Source organism: Clostridium formicaceticum (assembly GCF_001854185.1).
GTDB lineage: Bacteria > Bacillota > Clostridia > Peptostreptococcales > Natronincolaceae > Andreesenella > Andreesenella formicacetica.
In genome coordinates, this window is record NZ_CP017603.1 from 373,365 (window position 1) to 393,199 (window position 19,835).

17 protein-coding genes and 1 riboswitch are annotated in these 19,835 nt (G+C 36.3%); of the genes, 2 read left to right on the plus strand and 15 right to left on the minus strand.

The annotated features are described in order from the left end of the window. Positions 1–18: 18 nt before the first annotated feature. The 5 genes from hutI to whiA form a co-directional block, all read right to left on the minus strand. Positions 19–1,281 (minus strand): imidazolonepropionase, encoded by a 1,263-nt coding sequence (gene hutI, locus BJL90_RS01675; protein WP_335617816.1) that lies wholly within the window; start codon positions 1,279–1,281, stop codon positions 19–21. Then, positions 1,281–2,186 carry a glutamate formimidoyltransferase gene (gene ftcD / locus BJL90_RS01680; RefSeq protein WP_070963724.1) on the minus strand — a complete coding sequence of 302 codons (906 nt, stop codon included), beginning with the start codon at positions 2,184–2,186 and terminating at the stop codon, positions 1,281–1,283. The genes hutI and ftcD overlap by 1 nt, the downstream gene beginning before the upstream one ends. A 20-nt stretch (positions 2,187–2,206) precedes the next feature. After that, positions 2,207–4,246, minus strand: coding sequence for a urocanate hydratase (locus BJL90_RS01685; protein ID WP_070963726.1), 2,040 nt, complete (start codon positions 4,244–4,246; stop codon positions 2,207–2,209). A 126-nt stretch (positions 4,247–4,372) separates the two neighbouring features. Then, complete coding sequence (locus tag BJL90_RS01690; RefSeq protein ID WP_081562177.1) at positions 4,373–5,440, minus strand: HD-GYP domain-containing protein; 1,068 nt, start codon at positions 5,438–5,440, stop codon at positions 4,373–4,375. 214 nt (positions 5,441–5,654) lie between these two features. Further along, entirely contained in the window at positions 5,655–6,608 is a 954-nt protein-coding gene (gene whiA, locus BJL90_RS01695; protein WP_070963728.1) for a DNA-binding protein WhiA, read from the minus strand. A gap of 118 nt (positions 6,609–6,726) precedes the next feature. Between whiA and BJL90_RS01700 the strand changes: the two genes are divergently transcribed. Continuing rightward, positions 6,727–6,891, plus strand: coding sequence for a DUF1540 domain-containing protein (locus BJL90_RS01700; RefSeq protein WP_070963730.1), 165 nt, complete (start codon positions 6,727–6,729; stop codon positions 6,889–6,891). Positions 6,892–6,910: 19 nt separating this feature from the next. Here the strand turns inward: BJL90_RS01700 and BJL90_RS01705 are convergent, their stop codons facing one another. The 8 genes from BJL90_RS01705 to fdhD all read right to left on the minus strand — a co-directional run bounded on the left by BJL90_RS01705 (position 6,911) and on the right by fdhD (position 14,531). Then, entirely contained in the window at positions 6,911–7,336 is a 426-nt protein-coding gene (locus BJL90_RS01705) for an NUDIX hydrolase (protein ID WP_070963732.1), read from the minus strand. Positions 7,337–7,547: 211 nt separating this feature from the next. Continuing rightward, positions 7,548–8,840 (minus strand): gluconeogenesis factor YvcK family protein, encoded by a 1,293-nt coding sequence (locus tag BJL90_RS01710; RefSeq protein ID WP_070963734.1) that lies wholly within the window; start codon positions 8,838–8,840, stop codon positions 7,548–7,550. 6 nt (positions 8,841–8,846) lie between these two features. Then, on the minus strand, positions 8,847–9,713 hold the full coding sequence (rapZ, locus tag BJL90_RS01715; protein WP_070963735.1) for an RNase adapter RapZ: 867 nt from the start codon (positions 9,711–9,713) through the stop codon (positions 8,847–8,849). A 31-nt stretch (positions 9,714–9,744) separates the two neighbouring features. Beyond that, positions 9,745–10,659 (minus strand): UDP-N-acetylmuramate dehydrogenase, encoded by a 915-nt coding sequence (gene murB, locus BJL90_RS01720; RefSeq protein ID WP_070963737.1) that lies wholly within the window; start codon positions 10,657–10,659, stop codon positions 9,745–9,747. Positions 10,660–10,735: 76 nt separating this feature from the next. Next, positions 10,736–12,088: an ABC transporter substrate-binding protein gene (locus tag BJL90_RS01725; RefSeq protein WP_070963739.1), complete on the minus strand. Its 1,353-nt coding sequence runs from the start codon at positions 12,086–12,088 to the stop codon at positions 10,736–10,738. A gap of 87 nt (positions 12,089–12,175) precedes the next feature. Next, on the minus strand, positions 12,176–12,580 hold the full coding sequence (locus tag BJL90_RS01730) for a hypothetical protein (protein WP_070963741.1): 405 nt from the start codon (positions 12,578–12,580) through the stop codon (positions 12,176–12,178). 6 nt (positions 12,581–12,586) lie between these two features. Continuing rightward, the gene (moaA, locus tag BJL90_RS01735; RefSeq protein WP_070963743.1) at positions 12,587–13,549 is read right to left on the minus strand and encodes a GTP 3',8-cyclase MoaA; all 963 of its coding nucleotides are present in this window, start codon (positions 13,547–13,549) and stop codon (positions 12,587–12,589) included. A gap of 44 nt (positions 13,550–13,593) precedes the next feature. After that, positions 13,594–13,714: riboswitch (molybdenum cofactor riboswitch) on the minus strand. Between the two features lie 31 nt (positions 13,715–13,745). Then, positions 13,746–14,531: a formate dehydrogenase accessory sulfurtransferase FdhD gene (fdhD, locus tag BJL90_RS01740; RefSeq protein ID WP_070963744.1), complete on the minus strand. Its 786-nt coding sequence runs from the start codon at positions 14,529–14,531 to the stop codon at positions 13,746–13,748. Between the two features lie 204 nt (positions 14,532–14,735). On the opposite strand from fdhD, the gene BJL90_RS01745 reads away from it, so the two are divergent. Continuing rightward, a complete protein-coding gene (locus BJL90_RS01745; RefSeq protein ID WP_070963746.1) occupies positions 14,736–15,233 on the plus strand; it encodes a ferritin-like domain-containing protein in 498 nt (165 codons plus the stop codon). 79 nt (positions 15,234–15,312) lie between these two features. Here BJL90_RS01745 and fdhF read toward each other — a convergent pair whose 3' ends face one another. Beyond that, positions 15,313–17,985 (minus strand): formate dehydrogenase subunit alpha, encoded by a 2,673-nt coding sequence (gene fdhF / locus BJL90_RS21330; RefSeq protein WP_081562178.1) that lies wholly within the window; start codon positions 17,983–17,985, stop codon positions 15,313–15,315. Positions 17,986–18,027: 42 nt separating this feature from the next. After that, entirely contained in the window at positions 18,028–19,824 is a 1,797-nt protein-coding gene (nuoF, locus tag BJL90_RS01760; RefSeq protein WP_070963752.1) for an NADH-quinone oxidoreductase subunit NuoF, read from the minus strand. Positions 19,825–19,835: the final 11 nt, after the last annotated feature.

Consider the following 19,835-nt stretch of genomic DNA (forward strand, 5'->3'; position numbering starts at 1 on the left):
TCTCCCCTTTCAAAAACTTTATATCTTATGAAAAACAACAATGCCATCTTTAATTACCTTTTCTACTGTACTTACACCAATATGATAAGGTATATATTTATAGGAGGGAAACTCTAGAAGAATCAAATCCCCCTGCTTTCCTACATCTATGCTACCAACTTTATCTGCTTTATCCACTGCAGCTGCACCATTGATGGTTAAGGCAGTGATTGCCTCTTCTGTTGTAATTCCCATATATAATGTAGCTAAGGCAAAAATCAGCGGAATAGACTCGGTGAAACAGCTACCTGGGTTTAAATCGGTTGCTAAAGCTACGGCGCAATTTTGATCAATCATATATCTACCCCTGGCAAATTTCTCTTTTAAACTAAAGGCAGTTCCAGGCAATAATGTAGCTATGACGCCAGTCTTTGCCATATCTTCTATTCCTTTATCAGAAGCCTGCAACAGATGATCTGCAGAAATAGCACCTAGCTCTGCCGCCAATTCTGCTCCTCCTAATGATACAATTTCATCCGCATGGAGCTTTATCTTAAAGCCCATTTCTTTTGCTTTTGTCAACAGTCTCCTAGATTGCTCTATAGAAAACACGTTTTTCTCACAAAAAATATCACAGAATTCTGCTAGTCTTCTTTCGGCTACCTCCGGCATCACTTTTTCAATAAAAAAATCTATGAGATCATCTTCTTTTCCTTTATATTCTTTAGGAACTGCATGGGCACCTAAAAAGGTACTCACCACATCAATAGGATGTGCAGCGTTTACTTCCTTCATAACCTCCAGCTGTTTTATTTCTGTAGCATAGTCTAGGCCGTAACCACTTTTACCCTCCACTGTAGTTACCCCAAAAGACAGCATACTGTCCAGCCGCTTCATAGCGCTTGTAAATAGTTCCTCCCTTGTAGCTGCCTTTGTAGCCTTTACGCTGCTGAGGATGCCTCCACCACGCTCCATAATCTCCATATAACTATCTCCACGAAGTCTCCAAGAAAATTCCTCTGCCCTATAGCCACCAAAGAGAAAGTGGGTATGGGAATCAACAAAACCCGGCAGTACTGCCTTACCGCTAGCATCGATGACTTCATAGTTTTCTTCAGGGTATTGCCCAAGGATTTCTTCTGTTTTTCCAACTGCTTTGATCATTCCCTCTTCGACAACAACAGCCCCATCAAAAATCATATGAAGATCAGACATTGCTTTTCCTTTTTTTGCTTCAAAACCACTGCAGGTCACAAGCTCCGCAGCATTTTTAATCAATAAATTTCCTTTTTTCATCATCATCACTCCATCAATCTAGCTTCCAACACCTGCTCCATAGAAAAATCTTCTAAACCCAAATAGTAAGCAGCTGTATCTATAAGTGCTTCCATGGGAACTGAACCAATAATTTCACTTCCCACTACATTGACACCATATCTCTTCGCTTCTATTCTAATCAATTCAAAGGCTCTATATAAGGCGGTTTTGGTGTAATCCGTCATATTCATAGAAACCTGGACAATTCCTCGATCCTTTAACTCTACACCGATTCCTTTACAGTACCTAAAACCACCACTCATATGCCTTACATTCTTTGCAATTTTATCAGCAATTTCTAATTTATTTGTATCTAAATTTACGTTATAGGCTACTAAAGGCATCCTTGCCCCTATAGCAGTAACACCAGCAGTAGGATGAATTTCCTTTGACCCAAAATCAGGATGCCAATCTGGCTGTTTTACCTTTTCTGCCATACCTTCAAACTGGCCTTTTCTAACTTGCGCTAGGTTTTCTCTTTCAGGTGTTGAAGCAGCTTTTTCATATAAATAGATGGGGAGGTCATACTTTTCAGAGACTTCCTTTGCCACTTCTTTTGCCAGTTCCACTGCCTCTGTCATGCTTATATTTTTAATAGGGATAAAGGGAACAACATCTACTGCACCCATTCTAGGATGCTGCCCTTGATGCTTGTTCATATCGATCACATCTATCGCCTTACCTATGGCTTCTACTACTGCCTTTTTTAATGCTTCAGGTTCTCCCACTACAGTTACTACTGCTCTATTATGATCTTCATCCCTGCTATAGTCCAGTAACTTTACTCCCTCTTTTCCTCTAAAGACATGAACAATTTTCTCTATTTTTTCTAAATCTCTACCTTCACTAAAATTCGGTACACATTGAACAATTTTTTTCTTTTGACTCATGATAGAATTTCCACCTCTCATTACATGGTTGTTTTATTTTTAAAAGCCTTTTCCACTAAACCCTTTACCAAATCTTCTTTAGGAATAAAGGGCAAAGTTATGTGATCCGTTGCAGCATTTTCTTGATTGTATTCTATACTGGTTGTAATAGAATTTTCATTTCTAGCCCATGCTCTTCTTGCAACCCCACCCATCACATCCCAAGGCATTGCAGATTTTAATATAGCATCTACCCTATCACTGCCATCTAGTACCATACCAAATCCGCCATTGATAGACTTTCCAATTCCTACACCGCCTCCATTATGAAGAGCAACCAAGCTCATGCCTCTAGCTGCATTTCCTGCAAAACATTGGGTAGCCATGTCTGCCATAACATTGCTGCCATCTTTGATGTTGGAGGTTTCTCTAAAGGGAGAATCCGTGCCACTTACATCATGGTGATCTCTTCCTAGCATGATGGGTCCTACCTCACCATTTCTTACCATATCATTAAATTTCAGAGCAATTCTTGTTCTGCCCATAGCATCCTGGTATAAGATTCTTGCCTGGGTTCCAACCACCATTTTGTTTTTTTCCGCATCCCGAATCCATACATAATTATCTCTATCTTGTCCCCTTCTATTAGGATCAATTAGGTCCATAGCAGCTTTATCCGTTTTCATCAAATCCTCATGTTTCCCGCTTAAGCAGACCCATCTAAAGGGTCCATAGCCATAATCAAACAGCTCAGGTCCCATGATATCCTCTACATAAGAAGGGAAGATAAAGCCTTCCTTTTCATCTCTGCCATTTTTAGAAATTTCCTTTACACCTGCATCATAGACAGACTTCATAAAAGCATTGCCATAATCAAAGAAATAGGTGCCTCTTTCCACCAATGTTTTAATTAAGTAAAAGTGTTCTTTTAAGGTTTTGTCTACCAATTGTTTGAATTTTTCCCTATCCCTCTTTAGCATAGCTGTTCTTTCATCAAAGCTTAAGCCTTTTGGACAATAGCCTCCTTCATAAACCGCATGACAGGAGGTTTGGTCAGAAAGTAAGTCAATTTTTATTTGGTTGTCTACAGCATATTGTAATAAGTCAACGATATTTCCATGGTAGGCGATAGAAATTGCCTCCCTTTTCTCTATATATTTCCTGGCAATATCAAATACCTCTTTTAAGTCTGCTGAAACCTCCCTTACCCAACCTTGTTCATATCTAGTCTGAATCCTAGAATAATCTACTTCAGCAATAATGCCTACACCATTAGCAATTTCTACAGCTTTAGGCTGTGCACCACTCATACCACCAAGACCAGATGTTACAAACAACACTCCTCTTAAATCCTCATCTTGCCTTAAACCTAATTTAAGCCTGCCAGCATTTAGTAAGGTGTTGAAAGTGCCATGAACAATTCCCTGAGGCCCTATATACATCCATCCTCCAGCTGTCATTTGACCATAGTTAGCAACACCCATTTGTTCTGCAATATCCCAGTCTTTTAAATTATCAAACATACCCACCATCAAAGCATTGGTAATAATGACTCTTGGCGCATCTACCTTTGATTTAAATAGTCCTAGTGGGTGCCCGGATTCAATCACTAATGTTTGTTCATTGGTCATCACCTGAAGATATTTTTTAATCAATTGATACTGCATCCAATTTTGACATACCTTCCCCGTCTCTCCATAGGTCACTAATTCATAGGGGTAAAGGGCAATATCAAAGTCTAGGTTATTATCCATCATTACTTGAAAAGCTTTTCCTTCGATACAATTCCCTTGGTATTTATCAATAGCCTTTGCTTTTATATTTCCCTGAGGCCTATAGCGATAACCATAGATCCTTCCTTGTGTCATCAATTCCTCTAAGAACTCTGGTGCCAGCACTTCGTGTAGCTCTTCAGGAACATAACGAAGGGCATTTTTTAAAGCTATTTCAGTCTGTGTTGCTGTAAGTTTAAAGCCTCTATCAGGCGCCCGACGAATACCCTCTACAAATTTAGGATATTCTGGCAAAGTATTATCTAGTTTGATGGTCATTGCATCAAATATATTCCTATTCGTAATCATATCAACACACTCCTTCTAGCTATTATTTTCTCCTTAATTAAAATTATATTGATCTTTCGTCGCTATAACGTCTAATTTTTGTAATTTTACATAAAAAAAAGCCTGACAATTGTCAGACATGATTCCTTATACTGCTTTTAGTATATCCACAATACCATTATTTAATTGTTTCGTTAAGTCAATATTTTTCGTAAGTTTTATTAAATTACCAGAAGCATCCTTCACTACTCTTATTACGGGTCTTGTAGGCCAATCTTCGTAGGTGTTTATTACAACGCCTTCTTCGCCAGATTGCAACTTTACGAAAGTTCCTACAGGATAAATAGAAATATACTTTAAAAATATTTTTACTAAATCATAGTCAAATTGATGATTTCCCATAGTGATTAAGTATTCAATAGCATCATGGGGAGGTATGCCCTTTCTGTAAACTCTATTAGAGGTTAATGCATCATACACATCACAGATGGCTACAATTCGCGGAAATTCGTGTATTTGTTTTCCAAAAAGTCCATTGGGATATCCTCTCCCATCATAGCGTTCATGATGATCCCGAATAACCCATGAGATTTCTTGTTTAACTTCCTTCATATGTTTTACTAACCCATAGCCAAAAGATGTGTGCTTTTTTATTTCTTCATATTCTACGGTTGTTAAAACATCAGGCTTTGTTAAAATCTCATTTTTTACTCCTATTTTTCCTATATCATGTAATAAAGCTCCCATGCCTAAAGTCTGTAGGTCTTCTTTTTTATAACTTAAAGCTATCCCCATCATTAAGGATAGCACACATACATTCACACAGTGACCAAAAGTATATTCATCAATACTTCTTATATCTGTTAAATTTAAAAGAATACTCCCTTGATTCATCAATTCTTCAATCATCTGAGTAACCACAGTTAGTAGTTTTTGCATATCTATTTCTTTTTTTATGTGGATATTCATCATTGTATCTTTTATTGCTGCTAAGACGGCTCCTTTTGTTTCTATCGTAATAATCTTTTGTATTTCTGGGGTAATCTCTTTGTTCCAGTTTATATAAAGATGATCTATATTATACTTTTTAAGTTTTTCTATATAAAACTCCTTTAATTCTATTCCTTTATCTATTAACAACCTTCCCTCTTTCGTATAGACTGATTTCGCTAAAGTCATGCCAGGTGCTGCTGCAGAAGTATCTAGTCTAATCACAGCCTTACCCCTTTCTTCGTAGTTAAATTTATCCAATTACTTTATTTAGATTACTTTCTACAAAAAAAAGAAAATTCCTACTAATTGTGTAATATTAGTAAGAATTTTTTTTGTGATTTAGTACTATTTTCCTATTTTGTTTTTATCAAATATTTTATTGGATTAAGGCACTACGCCACCTGACTCTCCGATCTTCTAGTTTGCTGGGAAAAGGTCACTGTTTTTTCATTTGTAATCTTTTGGCAATTTCTTCAATTTTTCTAAGTCGGTGGTTCACCCCAGACTTTCCAATAGCAGGGTTAACCATCTGTCCTAGTTCTTTTAGACTGGCCTCTTGGTAATTTAAACGCAATTCAGCAATTTCTCTTAAGCCTTCCGGTAATCCATGAATGCCTATCGTGTCTCTTATATATTCGATATTCTCAATTTGTCTCATAGAAGCATTGACAGTTTTACTTAGGTTAGCAGTTTCACAATTGACAATTCTATTGATATCATTCCTCATTTGTTTGTAAATCCTAATGTTCTCTAAATCCAAGAGGGCCTTATGCGCTCCTATTATATTTAAAACATCCACCACCTGATCACCTTCTTTAATATAAACTACATAGCTTCCTTTTCGTTCTACTGTTTTAGCATTTAAATTAAATTCATTAATTAAATCCTTAAGATTTTCGCTATGCTGCAGGCTATTGGTAACAAACTCTAAGTGATAGGTTTTTTCTGGTGCGCTGATAGAACCTCCTCCTAAAAAAGCCCCCCTTAAATAAGCCCTTTTGCAACAAGGTTTTGTTAAAAGCTCCATAGGTACTTCATAGGTGATATCAAAGGAACGATTGTCCTCCTTTAATATACCTACTTTTTTTAAAATAGCTACACTTCCCATAGCATGGCTAATCATCATCATATAGTAGTTATTTTTCTTAAGGCGTGAATTTCGCCTAATCATCACTTCTGTGTGTATTTCAAATAGTTTTTTTATATATTTAAATATCTTTCTAGCGGTTGATGGATTTTCTGTATTGATTCTTAGATTAATTTTTTTTAGACCTGTCAATTGTAAAGTTCCGCTCATCCTAATTAAAGCTGCTAACTCTGCTAATTTACAACAGTGTTCCTCAGGAAAAATTCTCGCTAGCTCTGATTTTGTATTTGCTGAAAATGACATCGTATCACAACCTTTTATCTTATTATTTAGTATTTCCAAAATTAAGTATTATAATTTTAAAATAACTGTACAAAATAGTAATGAGTAATTTATATTATTTCTGGAGGTGTATTGGCAAATGAAACAGCATCCCAAAATGGAAGTAATGTGCCATGTGCATAATTGTAGATTTAACGAAACAGATTATTGTTTTGCTCCCAAATTAGAGGTAAATGCAAAAGGTAATACAGATATGGCTAACTCTTCTAATGAAGCACTTTGCACAACTTTTCAATCAAAATAATTTACCTATGGATAAGACCTCACTTTCTTTGTGAGGTCTTCTTAATTTCACGGATAGCCTTTTGGATGATTTCTTTTTCATCATCATACTTTGCTAAATCTGGAGCCCGGTTAATATGAATAAATTTTGCATCAATAAACCCCTCTTCCTTAAGAGGAATACAGTGAATGTGCTTTGCCTGCATCAAAAACCAGTGAACTGTTTTATTGATAAGATCATTATCCTCCCAGCTATTTTTAAATGTATAATGAATTTCTCCTAAATACTTCAATACCTCTACTTTTACGGATGCTTCCTCGTGTACCTCCCGCACAGCTGCTTCTTGAATTGTCTCAAAACACTCCACCTTTCCCTTTGGCAACACCCAATCTCCGTTATATTTTTTTAATAACAATATAGCATTACCAAAGATCACCACACCACCAGCGCTGATTTCCTCTCTCACAACTTCAACTCCTTTAATCTTTATGACCATTGATCTATTATGAAGTCCTCTATTATGTCTATTATTTAATAATTTTTTGTGAAATATTATAATAATAAATTACCATATTCAATTATTTATTTCAATGAGAAACTCATGAAACAACAAAAGACAAACCTCCCTTCTTCTAGGATAATTTGTCTTTTAAAAACATTGAGGCAGATTATTCTTTCTATCTATAGTTTTTCCAAGTTCCCCAATTTCTTTTTTCTTTACCGCTGGCTAAATCAACAATAATTTTAGACAGTTGTGTAGCATTATGCCGTACATAATCCTTTTTAATCTCCACAAGATTTTCTTCAATAAATTTTATCCCTTTATTTTTTAAATTTTCTCTATCCTTTTCTGTTACTTTTACTATATTGGCCCCCTCCTGCTGATATTTATAGTAAGCACCTTCAAAAATTTCACCATTATTTGCTATTACATAATCTATTTTCAATTTAGGACAATGCTCTAAAATTGCATCTACATGGTTCCCAACAGAGTAGCCATCTGTCTCTCCCGGCTGTGTCATCATGTTAGAGATATATACCGTTCTATTCTTAGATTTCGATATAGCTTCAGTAATATTTTTCACTAATAAATTAGGTAAAATGCTGGTATAAAGGCTCCCAGGCCCTAATACGATAATATCTGCTATGGCAATAGCTTCTACCACTTCCTTTAGACCTTCTGCCTCTTTCGGCTTTATAAAAACCCTATCAACCCCACTGTTTTCTTCTATACTTTTTTCAGGGATATTAGATTCTCCTTTAATTACCTTTCCATTCTTTAGCACGCCGTATAAAATAATATTTTCTAAAGTAACAGGGTAGACCTTACCTGTCACCGCCAATACTTCACTAATCTTTTTAATGGCTTCTTCAAAATTACTGCTGATTCCATTCATAGAGGCAATTAATAAATTTCCAAAACTTTGTCCTTTTAAAGCGCCTTCTTGAAATCGATACTGAAGAAGTTGCTCCATCGTTGGTTCCATCTCTGCCAAAGCTAAAATGCAGTTTCGTATATCTCCTGGGGGGAGCATACCCAAATCCTCCCGCAGTTTTCCAGAGCCTCCTCCATCATCTGCCACTGTTACAACAGCTGTAATATTGGAAGTAAATAATTTTAGACCACGAAGCAGTATGGATAACCCTGTACCTCCTCCTATTACAACAATCCTGGGTCCCCTGGATAAAAGTTTTTTATCGTAAATTTTTTTATTCATTTTGACTTTGGATAAATTGCTATTGATGCTATGAATATCCTCAAACATTGATTTTAGACCACAATAAAATGCACGATAAACCAAAAAAAATCCTACCAGTCCTATAAAAAACCGCAAACCACTATGTACTTTAATAGCAATAGCAGCAAAAAAGTAAGAAAGAGAAAAAGCTACTAACAGCACACCTATCAAACCTAATACAATCCATCTTTTTATTTGTAGTCCTGGTTTTAACCAATAGATAGCCTTCATTTAATCTTATTTCCTTTCCCCCAATGTATCATCTCTATGGGTCAAAATCGCCCGATACCCTTTTTCCTTTAATTTATGATACAATACATAGGCTATTGTCACAGACCTATGCTTTCCACCAGTACACCCAATAGAAATCACCAACTGATTTTTTCCTTCTTTTATATAGTGAGGTATAAGAAAATCTGTTAACTCAAAAAGTTTATTGGAAAACGCTACACTTACAGAAGAATTCATTACATATTCCCTAACTTTTAGATCTTTCCCCGTAAAATCCCGCAATTCCTCTACATAGTAGGGATTCGGCAGAAAACGCACATCAAAAACCAGGTCAGAATCTAAAGGAATACCATGTTTAAAGCCAAAGGATGTTATATAAATAATCAGGTTATCTGTTTTATTTCCTTCAAGATAAATATTTCTTAATTCTTCCTTTAGCTGTCCGGGGGTCATTCTTGTTGTATCAATAATATTGGTAGCCATCATTTTTAGTTTCTTAAGTATTTCTCTTTCTTTGTTGATGCCTTCTACAATACTTTCATTAAAGGCAAGAGGATGGTTACGACGGGTTTCCTTAAATCTTTTAATTAAAATAGCATCATTAGCGTCTAAAAACAGAATCTCGTAGTGATACTGTAATTCTTTCAACTCATCAAGACTTGCAAATAAATCATCGAAAAACATTCCTCCACGAATGTCAATCACTAAAGCTACTTTTTGTATATCTCCATGGGACTGTAAGCATAGTTCCACAAACTTAGAAATTAAAGCAGGGGGCAAATTGTCAACACAATAAAACCCTAAGTCCTCCATACATTTCACCGCTTGACTCTTTCCTGCTCCCGACATACCAGTTATAATAACAAATTTCATTTTAATCGAACTCCTCTTTTGTATTTATAAGTTATTCTTCACCTACAATACGAACCTCCGGCTCCAACACAACATCAAACTTTTCAAGGACGTTTTTTTGTACAAGAGCAATTAAATTTAGTACATCCTCTGCTGTAGCATCACCTACATTTACTATAAAACCTGAGTGTAGTTCCGATACTTGTGCATCACCTACCCGTGCTCCCTTTAGTCCAGCATCCTGTATCAACTTTCCTGCAAAATACCCTTGAGGCCTTTTAAAAGTACTGCCAGCACTTGGAAAATGTAATGGCTGTTTTGTTGTTCGCTTTTCCGTTAAGTCATCTATAACAGCTTTAATCTCGTCATACTGTCCTTTTTCCAACTGTACTGTGACTTCCAAAACAATGTAATTCTTTTTCTGTATGATACTGGTTCTATAGCCTAGCTGTAGGACTTCGCAAGGTAAATCTAATATTTCTCCCTCTTCATTTAAAACTTTACAATGCTTTATAACATCTTTCATTTCACCACCATAGGCACCGGCATTCATAGTAACTGCTCCCCCTAAAGTACCAGGAATCCCACTGGCAAATTCAAAACCCTTTAAGTTTTTTTGAAGCACTCGTTTTGATAAGGTGGATAATAATATACCCGCTTGAGCTGTTACCTTCTCTTCTGCAATCACCACATGGTTAAATTTTTCAGCTATTTTTATTACCACTTTCCGTATACCCTTATCCCTTATCAAAAGATTTGATCCGTTGCCCATCACAAAATAAGCTACACCTTCAGCTTTACAAACTTCTATAGCTCTCTGGATTTCATCAATACTCTGAGGTGTCAGCAATATGTCTGCAGGCCCTCCAATTTTAAAGGAGGTATGTTTTTTCATAGGTTCATCTAGTAAAACATTTTCCTTTGTCATAAAAGTTAAAAATTGCTGGTATAATTTATTTTTATCCAAATTATTCACTCCTAAGCTCATAAAGTTTATTAAAGTATATCTTTTTTTTCATTTATGGTCAATTCGCATAACACTATCACTTTTTAGTGGCATTTAGCAAAGTGTTTACTTTTTCTTGTGCATCATTTATCACTTGCTGCGGAGACTTATTTTCCAATATCCCCATACGTATTTCATTTTGTAGTATCTTATCTATTTCCTTCCAGTAAGGATGTGGTGGGATTATTTTTATATTTTCAACATTTTCATAGATCTTTGTCATCATAGCATCATCTACATAAATATTATCCACTTTCTTCTTCACAGGAAATACACCAAGACGTCCCAATTCCTTTTGGTGTTCTTCAGCAGATAAATATTTTAAGAACTTCACACACATTTCAAGTTTTTTTGATTCTTCCTGTTTATAGATGCCATAGGCCCCCACACCACTGGCCATTGTGATGGGTTTTCCTAGTTTTCCTGTTGGATAATTAGCTACCTGATAATCAAAGCCTGTTCCTTCATTTTTCAAATTTTCCAAGACATTCAAGGCCCATGTTCCCACAGGGTACACAGCAACATTTTTATCTTTGTAAAAAGAAGTCCAGGCGGCATTTGAAGTATTTTCTCCAAAATCAGCGGGAGTTACATTATATTTTTGTTTTAGGTGGATCAGCTTTTCCACACCCATTACTGCTGCTTCATCATAAAAAGCATACTGAAAATCATTATTTATAACTTCTCCTCCATCACTTAATAAAATCCCCCATATATTATAATAACCTGATTGTACAAAACTATTAAACCCGAAATGATCTATTTTTCCATTTCCTTTACTATCATAGGTTAACTGCTGTAGTTTTTCTATAAACTCTTCATAAGTCCAGTTACCATCAACCGGTGGCTCTACCCCCTTCTCATGAAACAAATCCAAGTTTAAAACCAATGTATAAGTACTTAGCATCCAAGGTAATCCCCATATATGCCCATTATAGCTTACTGCCTTTATGGCATCCTCTTTAAAACTATTGATTTCCTCATTCGTCAAGTAAGGGTCTAATGGCTGCAGCACCTCTTTACTTAAAATACTATAGTCACTGCCAATAGGCAATATATCTGGAGGGTTTCCCATCTTTATTGCAGTATCTAACTTAATTCCTCCTTTTTCCCAATCCAGAGGTTTAAAATCTATATAAACACCAGGGTTTTCTTTTTCAAAGGCACGGATTTTTTCATAGATCCATCTAAAATTCGTGCCAGTCTTTTTATCTAGCCGTGGAAAATCCCAAAAACTTATGACACCTCTCCATTCCGTCTGTTTCTTTGTTGCATTATAGTCCACTGCTTTAGGATGAAATTTCATTAAATACAAGGGACCTCCAGCAATAAATAGAATCAATACTATATAAATGCAGGTAATCAGCCACTTTTTTCTTATTTTTTTCATACCATTCCCCCCTATTTATGTCTATTCCAACCTATTCTTCAATATTCATATGGACAAATGGGCAAAAAAAAGAATGCATTTTGCACTCTAGAATTTTATCGTATCGTGATGGTGGATGATTCCTGCCTTTAGTACCTTGCCAAAGAATATATGTCTACTTAAAGTGCATAAATCCCCTTCATCTAAGGCAGGACATCCTGTATGACATTTTTTTCCTATAGCTGTTATTTCAATCATAGCACTACCTATGGATATTTTCTTATCCAAAAGAAGTTCCGGCATATTTAATCCTTCTATGATAAAGTTTCCTTTAAACCGCTGATGACAGAAGCCTCTTATTTTATCACTTTGTAGTTTATCGTAGCCTATAGTAGTAATAAAACTAATGTTTTCTTTTGCTCTTTCTTCCCGGGGAATTTCTAACTGTATTTTTTCATACTGTTTCCAAACCCCTTCCCCATTCTTATAAAAAATAGCCTTTACTTTTGCCAAACTTAATTAACCTCCTATTTCTGACATGTTTCTTTTCCCTAATTGATAGTCTTCCGCCAGCAAATAATGCTGCTGTGGCTTAGAGAACATTGCTTCTGCTAAAACCTCCTTCAGTCTATCAGGATCATTTCTTACAATATTCATGATATCAATTTCTGCATCACTGTGAAGACAAGGCTTTAACTTTCCATCACTGGTCATTCTAATTCTATTGCATTCTCCGCAAAAGTGACTGCTAATAGGGTTGATAAAACCTACCTTACCTTTAGCACCCGGCAACTTATAATATTTCGCAGGGCTGGAGGTATGGTGGGCCAGAGGGATTAAGTTTCCTATGTTTTTCTTTATTTTTTCATTAGAAACAAAACGGTGTTTTGCCCAGTTTCCAGCCTCCCCTATAGGCATTAATTCAATAAATCTTACTTCTATATCATCATTTTGTGTAAGTTTAACAAAATCCTCTACTTCATCTTCATTATGTCCACCAATAACAACAACATTTAATTTTACAGGAGCCATACCTAATGCAATCACTTCCTGTATACCATCTAACACTTTGTTAACGTTACCACCTCGAGTGATCTCAGCATATTTTTCAGGTTTTAGAGAATCTATACTAATGTTGACTCTTTTTAATCCTGCTTTTTTTAAGTCTTTCCCATATTCCTTCAACAAAATACCATTGGTGGTTATAGCAATATCCTTTATACCATCAATTTTAGATAGTCCTCCTATAAAATCAACAATACCTTTTTTTACTAAAGGTTCTCCTCCAGTAACCCTTATTTTATCTACCCCTAATGTAGCTGCTACCTTAGCAATTTCGGTGATTTCTTCAAAGGAAAGCATGTCTACATGTCTCTTTTTAGCAACTCCTTTTTCAGGCATACAGTAAAGACATCTTAAATTACATAAATCTGTAATAGATATTCTCATATAATTAATTTTTCTGTTGTACTGATCCTTCATCCTATCACCCCTATAAAAAAAGCTAGTCCAGAAAGAACTAACCTTAGATTTTAGTAACAGTTCCTTTCCAATTTACGGGAGGCATAAAGATTTCTCTTCATACCCATAGGCTGCTTCCCCTAGACAAAGGTCCTTAGCGATAACAGCTCGGAAATATTTATTTATGCTACTTCATAACTATATTATAGCACTTCTATCAAGTAATTGGAATACTTTTTTCACCATTGTAAATATTCAGTCTTCTTCCTCTTGCAAATCCTATTAAAACAATATTCAAAGATTTGGCAATGTTTATAGAAAGATCTGTAGGTGCTGATCTAGATATAATCACAGGAATCTTTCTCTTACTGGTTTTAATAATCATCTCAGAAGAAATTCTCCCAGTTGTTATTAAGATTTTATCTTCTAAGTCCATGTTTTTTAAAAATGCTTCTCCAATGATTTTGTCCAAAGCATTATGCCTGCCTACATCTTCATGAAACAAAAGAATCTCATCTCTACTGCAAAGACCACAAGCATGTACCCCACCGGTTTCTTTAAATAAGTCAGAGGCTTCGTTAAACTGACGGGACAAGGAAAGAATTTCTTCTGTTGTTACCTCCAAGAGATGATTTATTGGTTGTGCTCCTATAGAGTCCAATACATTATAGAAAACTGTACCCTTGCCACATCCTGTGGTTACAGTTCTCTTACCATATAATTTATCTGCTAAAAGTCTCTTTCCCTTTAACGCTATATAGCCATGCCCCTTCTCTTCATCAATATAAATGCTTTCAATTTCTTCTTTTGTCTTAATAATACCTTCCGATACTAAAAAACCAACAGCTAAATAATCCAAATTTCTAGGAGAACATAATAATGTGATAAACTCCTCATCATTTAGAAATATAGTAAAGGGATATTCAACAATTACCAAATCTTCTAAAGTTTCTCGATTCTCTTCCTTTATCTTATCTATCGTTACTCGTCTTGTATAGATCATGCCACTCCCCCCAACATGTGATTGTTTTTCTCTATTTTAGTATAACATAAAAGCTTTTTCTTTTCTTCCTCTTGTTTTAATAAATAAGTTGTTGGGTATGATTTATAGTACCCAAATATCATGACAGCATTGTTGGAAACTGATGTAAGACATGATATTATAAATGCATGTTAAATTTTTATTAAACTTTTTAGGAGGATGATTATGAAGAGCACAGTAGGTATATTAAAGTACGCTATGGAAATGGAGAAACAGGGTTACGAGTTTTTTAAGAGTAATGCTGAAAAAATGCGTTTAGCCAGTGCAAAGCAAATGTTTGAAAAACTAGCAGAGGTAGAAATGGATCATTATCATTACATAAAAGAACAATTGGACTATATTGAAGCTCATAATGAAGTGAAAGATGTGGACTTTGATTTAAGCAGGGAAAAGGATTTATTTGAAGAAAGAGCTGAAAAAGAAATGCTGGACCAAACTGTAGGAGAATCCATGACACCAGATTTAACCGTTTTAAGAACCGCCTACTTGATAGAAAGAGATTATGCCGAATTCTATAAAAAGGCTGCCAATGAAGCTACTGATCCAAAAGCTAAAAAACTTTTTGAAGCCCTTGCTGCATGGGAGGCAGGACATGAGCAGCTATTCAAACAAGAGTATGATCGTCAAATGCAAGAATATATGAATCAACCTTGGGGAGGCTAATAAAAAAATCTTAGAAAAAGGTAAAAGCTAAAGGGTCACATAAGGATCCTTTAGCTTTTTAGGGAGTAAAAACTTTATACTAATTTTTAGAAACCTTCACACCAGTTACCTTTAATCCAGGTATTTTACAATACTTATCTAAATCTTCATCATTGGTTAACACGTTGGCACTCTTTGCCCAATGGAAAGGAATAAACAAAACATTTTCATCTACAATATCTGTTACCTTAGCAGTTACTGCAATTTCGCCACGGCGTGATGCAATTTTAATCGTTTCTCCATCTTTTATACCCTTTGCTTCAGCCAATTTTGGATTTACTTCAACATAGGCTTCTGGCGCAATGCTATGAATTCCTTCTGTTTTGTCTGTCATTGTCTTGGTATGGTACTGATATAGAATACGACCTGTAGTTAATACCAATGGATATTCTTCACTGGTTAGCTCACTAGATTCTACAAATTCAACAGGCTTTAATAAACCAGTCCCTCTTGCAGGTTTGCCCACATGTAAAAATTTTGTGCCTGGATGATCTTCTGTTGGGCAGGGCCATTGTATTCCGACTTCTTCGATTCTATCATAGCTAATACCAGCATATTGTGGGGTAACAGCTCTAATTTCTTCAAAAACCTCTTCTACATTACTATATTTTTTATCATAACCAAGCTTATTCATTAGCTCCATGAGAATCACCCAATCAGGCTTTGCTTCTCCAGAAGGTTCAACTGCCTTTCTTACCCTTTGTACCCTTCTTTCTGTGTTGACAAAGGTACCATCTTTTTCGGCAAAGGAAGCAGCCGGTAATACTACATCTGCTAATTCCGCAGTCTCTGTTAAGAAAAGATCCTGCACTACCACAAAAGCTTTGTTTAGCGCTTTTTCAACATGCTTTGTATTTGGATCAGAAATCATTGGATTTTCTCCAAAGATATAAATCATTTTCACATCTCCAGCTTCTGCGCCATGCATTACCTCTGGAATGGTTAATCCCACTTTATCAGAAAGTTTCACATCCCAAGCATTTTCAAACTTTTCTATCACTGCTGAGTTATTCACAGGCTGATATCCTGTCATTACATTTGGTAAAGCCCCCATATCACAAGCACCCTGAACATTATTTTGTCCCCTTAGTGGATTTACCCCAGTACTTTCTCTACCTAAATTTCCAGTAACTAGGGCTAGGTTAGATAAACTCATTACATTTTCTGTGCCATTGTGATGCTGTGTAACGCCCATGCAGTACAGTATAGTACCTTTATTAGCTTCGGCATAAAGCCTTGCTGCTCTACGAATATCTTCAGCATCTACACCACATATTTTTGCTACTTTTTCAGGTGTATACTTTGCAACAACTTCCTTCAATGCTTCAAAACCTTCTGTATTTTCTTCAATATATGCTTTATTCTCCAAATTTTCCTCTAGGATAACATTAATCATAGCATTGGATAAAGCAATCGTTGTACCTGGTTTGATTTTCAAAAACACATCCGCATCTTTAGCAAGATCAATTTCCCTCGGATCTGCTACAATCAATTTTGCACCATGACTTCTAATACCCTGCCTAACCTGTGCACCAATCACCGGATGACTCTCTGTTGTATTTGAACCAGTAATAAAGATGACATCCGCTTCCTTGATTTCAGCAATACTATTTGTCATAGCTCCACTGCCTAATGTAGTTGCAAGACCTGCAACTGTAGAGCTGTGTCAGAGGCGTGCACAGTGATCAATATTGTTTGTACCGATTACCCCTCTCATTAATTTCATCATGAGGTAATTTTCCTCCGTAAGGGCTCTAGCGGAAGAAAAACCTGCTATTGCATCTGGCCCATACTGTTCTTTTACTTCATTGATTTTATCTGCTATCACTTGATAAGCTTCTTCCCAAGTGGTTTCCTCTAATTTTCCATTCTTTTTCACCAATGGTTTCTTTAAACGATCTGGATGATTTACAAAGTTATAAGCAAATTTTCCCTTTACACAAAGTAATCCATTATTAGCGGGTCCATCTGCCGGTAAGACCTCTACTACTTTATTCTCTTTAACCAGCAAATCCATTTGGCATCCTACGCCACAATAAGAACAAGTGGTTCTAACAGATTTTGTCTCCCAATATCTAAATTTTTCTTTGCTTTTGGGCACCAATGCTCCCACTGGACAAACAGATACGCAGTTACCACAGGATACACAAGTAGAATGCTCTAACCCCTGACCAAAAGGCGTTGCTATATGGGTTGCAAATCCTCTTTCAGCAAAGCCTATAGCATCAGCATTTTGTAGCTGCCCACAAACATAAACACATTTTCCACAAAGAATGCACTTCTCTTGATCGCTATAATAAAAAGGATTACTGTTATCTATTTCAAAGGTTTTTCTTTCGCCCTTAAAAGAAGACTCTTTCAAATCATATTTATAACATAAATCCTGTAGGGTACACTTACCTGATTTTGAGCAGGTTAAACAATCCAGCGGATGATTTGCTAACAATAAATCTAGTATTTCCTTTCTAGCTACTACCACTGCTTCACTTTCAGTCTCTACCTCCATCCCCTCGGCTACCGGTGTACAACAGGCTGTAGGTAGATTTTTAGCTCCCTTTACCTCTACTACACAAATTCTACAGGAGCCATGAGGCTTTAATCTTTCGTCGTGACAAAAGGTCGGTATATCAATGCCGATTTTTTTGGCTGCTTGAAGTATCGTTGTGCCTTCTTCAACTTGCACTTCAAAGCCATTTATTTTTAAGGTGATCATCCTTTATCCTCCTTTAGCTTTTTTTGTGTCAAGCAAACTCCCTTAACCCTTAACAATCGCGTTAAATGGACATGCCGATAAACAAGCACCGCATTTAATACATTTTTCTGTATCTATTGCATAAACTTCTTTACCCTTTTCACCACTTATACAGCTTACTGGACATTTTGTAGCACAAATACCGCATTTTTTACAAAGCTCTGCTACAACCGTATACTGTAATAACGCCTGACATACTCCTGCTGGACAGCGTTTTTCATTTACATGAGCCTCATATTCGTCTCTGAAATACTTTAGTGTTGATAATACTGGGTTTGGCGCTGTTTGGCCTAAGCCGCAAAGCGATGCTGATTTAATGGTCTTCGCTAAGGTTTCAAGTTTGGTAATATCCTCCATCACACCTTTGCCTTCGGAGATTTTTTCTAATAACTCCAACATTCTTTTTGTACCTTCTCGACAAGGGGTACATTTTCCACAGGATTCTTCTACAGTAAAGTCTAAGAAAAATCTAGCAATATCCACCATACAGTTATCTTCATCCATAACAATCATTCCGCCAGAACCCATCATAGAACCTAGTGAGATGAGGTTATCATAGTCAATAGGTGTGTCAATATATTGGGCTGGTATACAACCTCCAGAAGGCCCTCCTGTTTGTACCGCTTTAAAAGCCTTACCATTAGGTATACCGCCGCCAATTTCATAGATAACTTCTTTTAATGTGGTTCCCATAGGGATTTCTAGTAAACCGGTATTATTAATCTTACCTCCTAGGGCAAATACTTTTGTTCCTTTAGACTTTTCGGTTCCTATGCTGGAAAACCACTCTGCGCCTTTTAAGATGATTTGTGGTACATTGGCATAGGTTTCCACATTGTTTAACAGAGTAGGTTTATCCCAAATTCCTTTATGAGCTGGGAATGGTGGTCTTGGTCTTGGCATACCCCTTTTTCCTTCAATGGAGTTAATCAGGGCTGTTTCTTCCCCACAGACAAAGGCTCCTGCACCCAGGCGAATTTCTAAATCAAAACCAAAGTCTGTACCAAAGATATTTTCTCCTAATAAGCCTTTTTCTTTTGCTTGATCTATCGCTATTTGAAGTCGTTTTACTGCTATGGGATATTCTGCACGAACATAAACATAACCTTTATTGGCGCCTACTGCGTAGCCAGCAATAGCCATTGCCTCTATAATTACATGGGGATCCCCCTCTAATACGGAACGATCCATAAAGGCTCCTGGGTCACCTTCGTCAGCATTACAGGCTACATATTTTTGATCGCCCTCTGCCTTCGCTGTAAATTCCCATTTTAATCCAGTAGGGAAACCTCCGCCCCCTCGACCTCTTAAACCGGATTTTTTTATTGTATCAATTACTTCCTCCGGTGTCATTTCTGTCAATACCTGCGCTAGTGCTTGATAACCGTCAAAAGCAATGTATTCTTCTATCACTTCAGGGTTAATTAAACCACAGTTTCTCAAGGCAACCCTCTGTTGTTTTTTGTAAAAGCCTACTTCATTGATGGCCTTGATTGTATCTTCTTCTACTGATTCTTTATATAATAAGTCCTTAACAATTCTTCCTTTTAATAAATGCTCCTCTGTAATTCTTTCAATGTCTTCTATCTTAACATGACTGTAAAAAGCTCCCTCTGGGTAGACAATAATAATCGGTCCAGCTTCGCAAAGACCAAAACATCCTGTCTTTACCACCTTCACTTCTTTTTCAAGGTTGTATTCTTTCAATTGGTTCTCTAGTTTTTCCATAATTTTTAGCGAATCAGAGGATGTACACCCTGTCCCTGCACATACCAGTACATGCGATCTAAATAAATCCATTGTTTGACCCC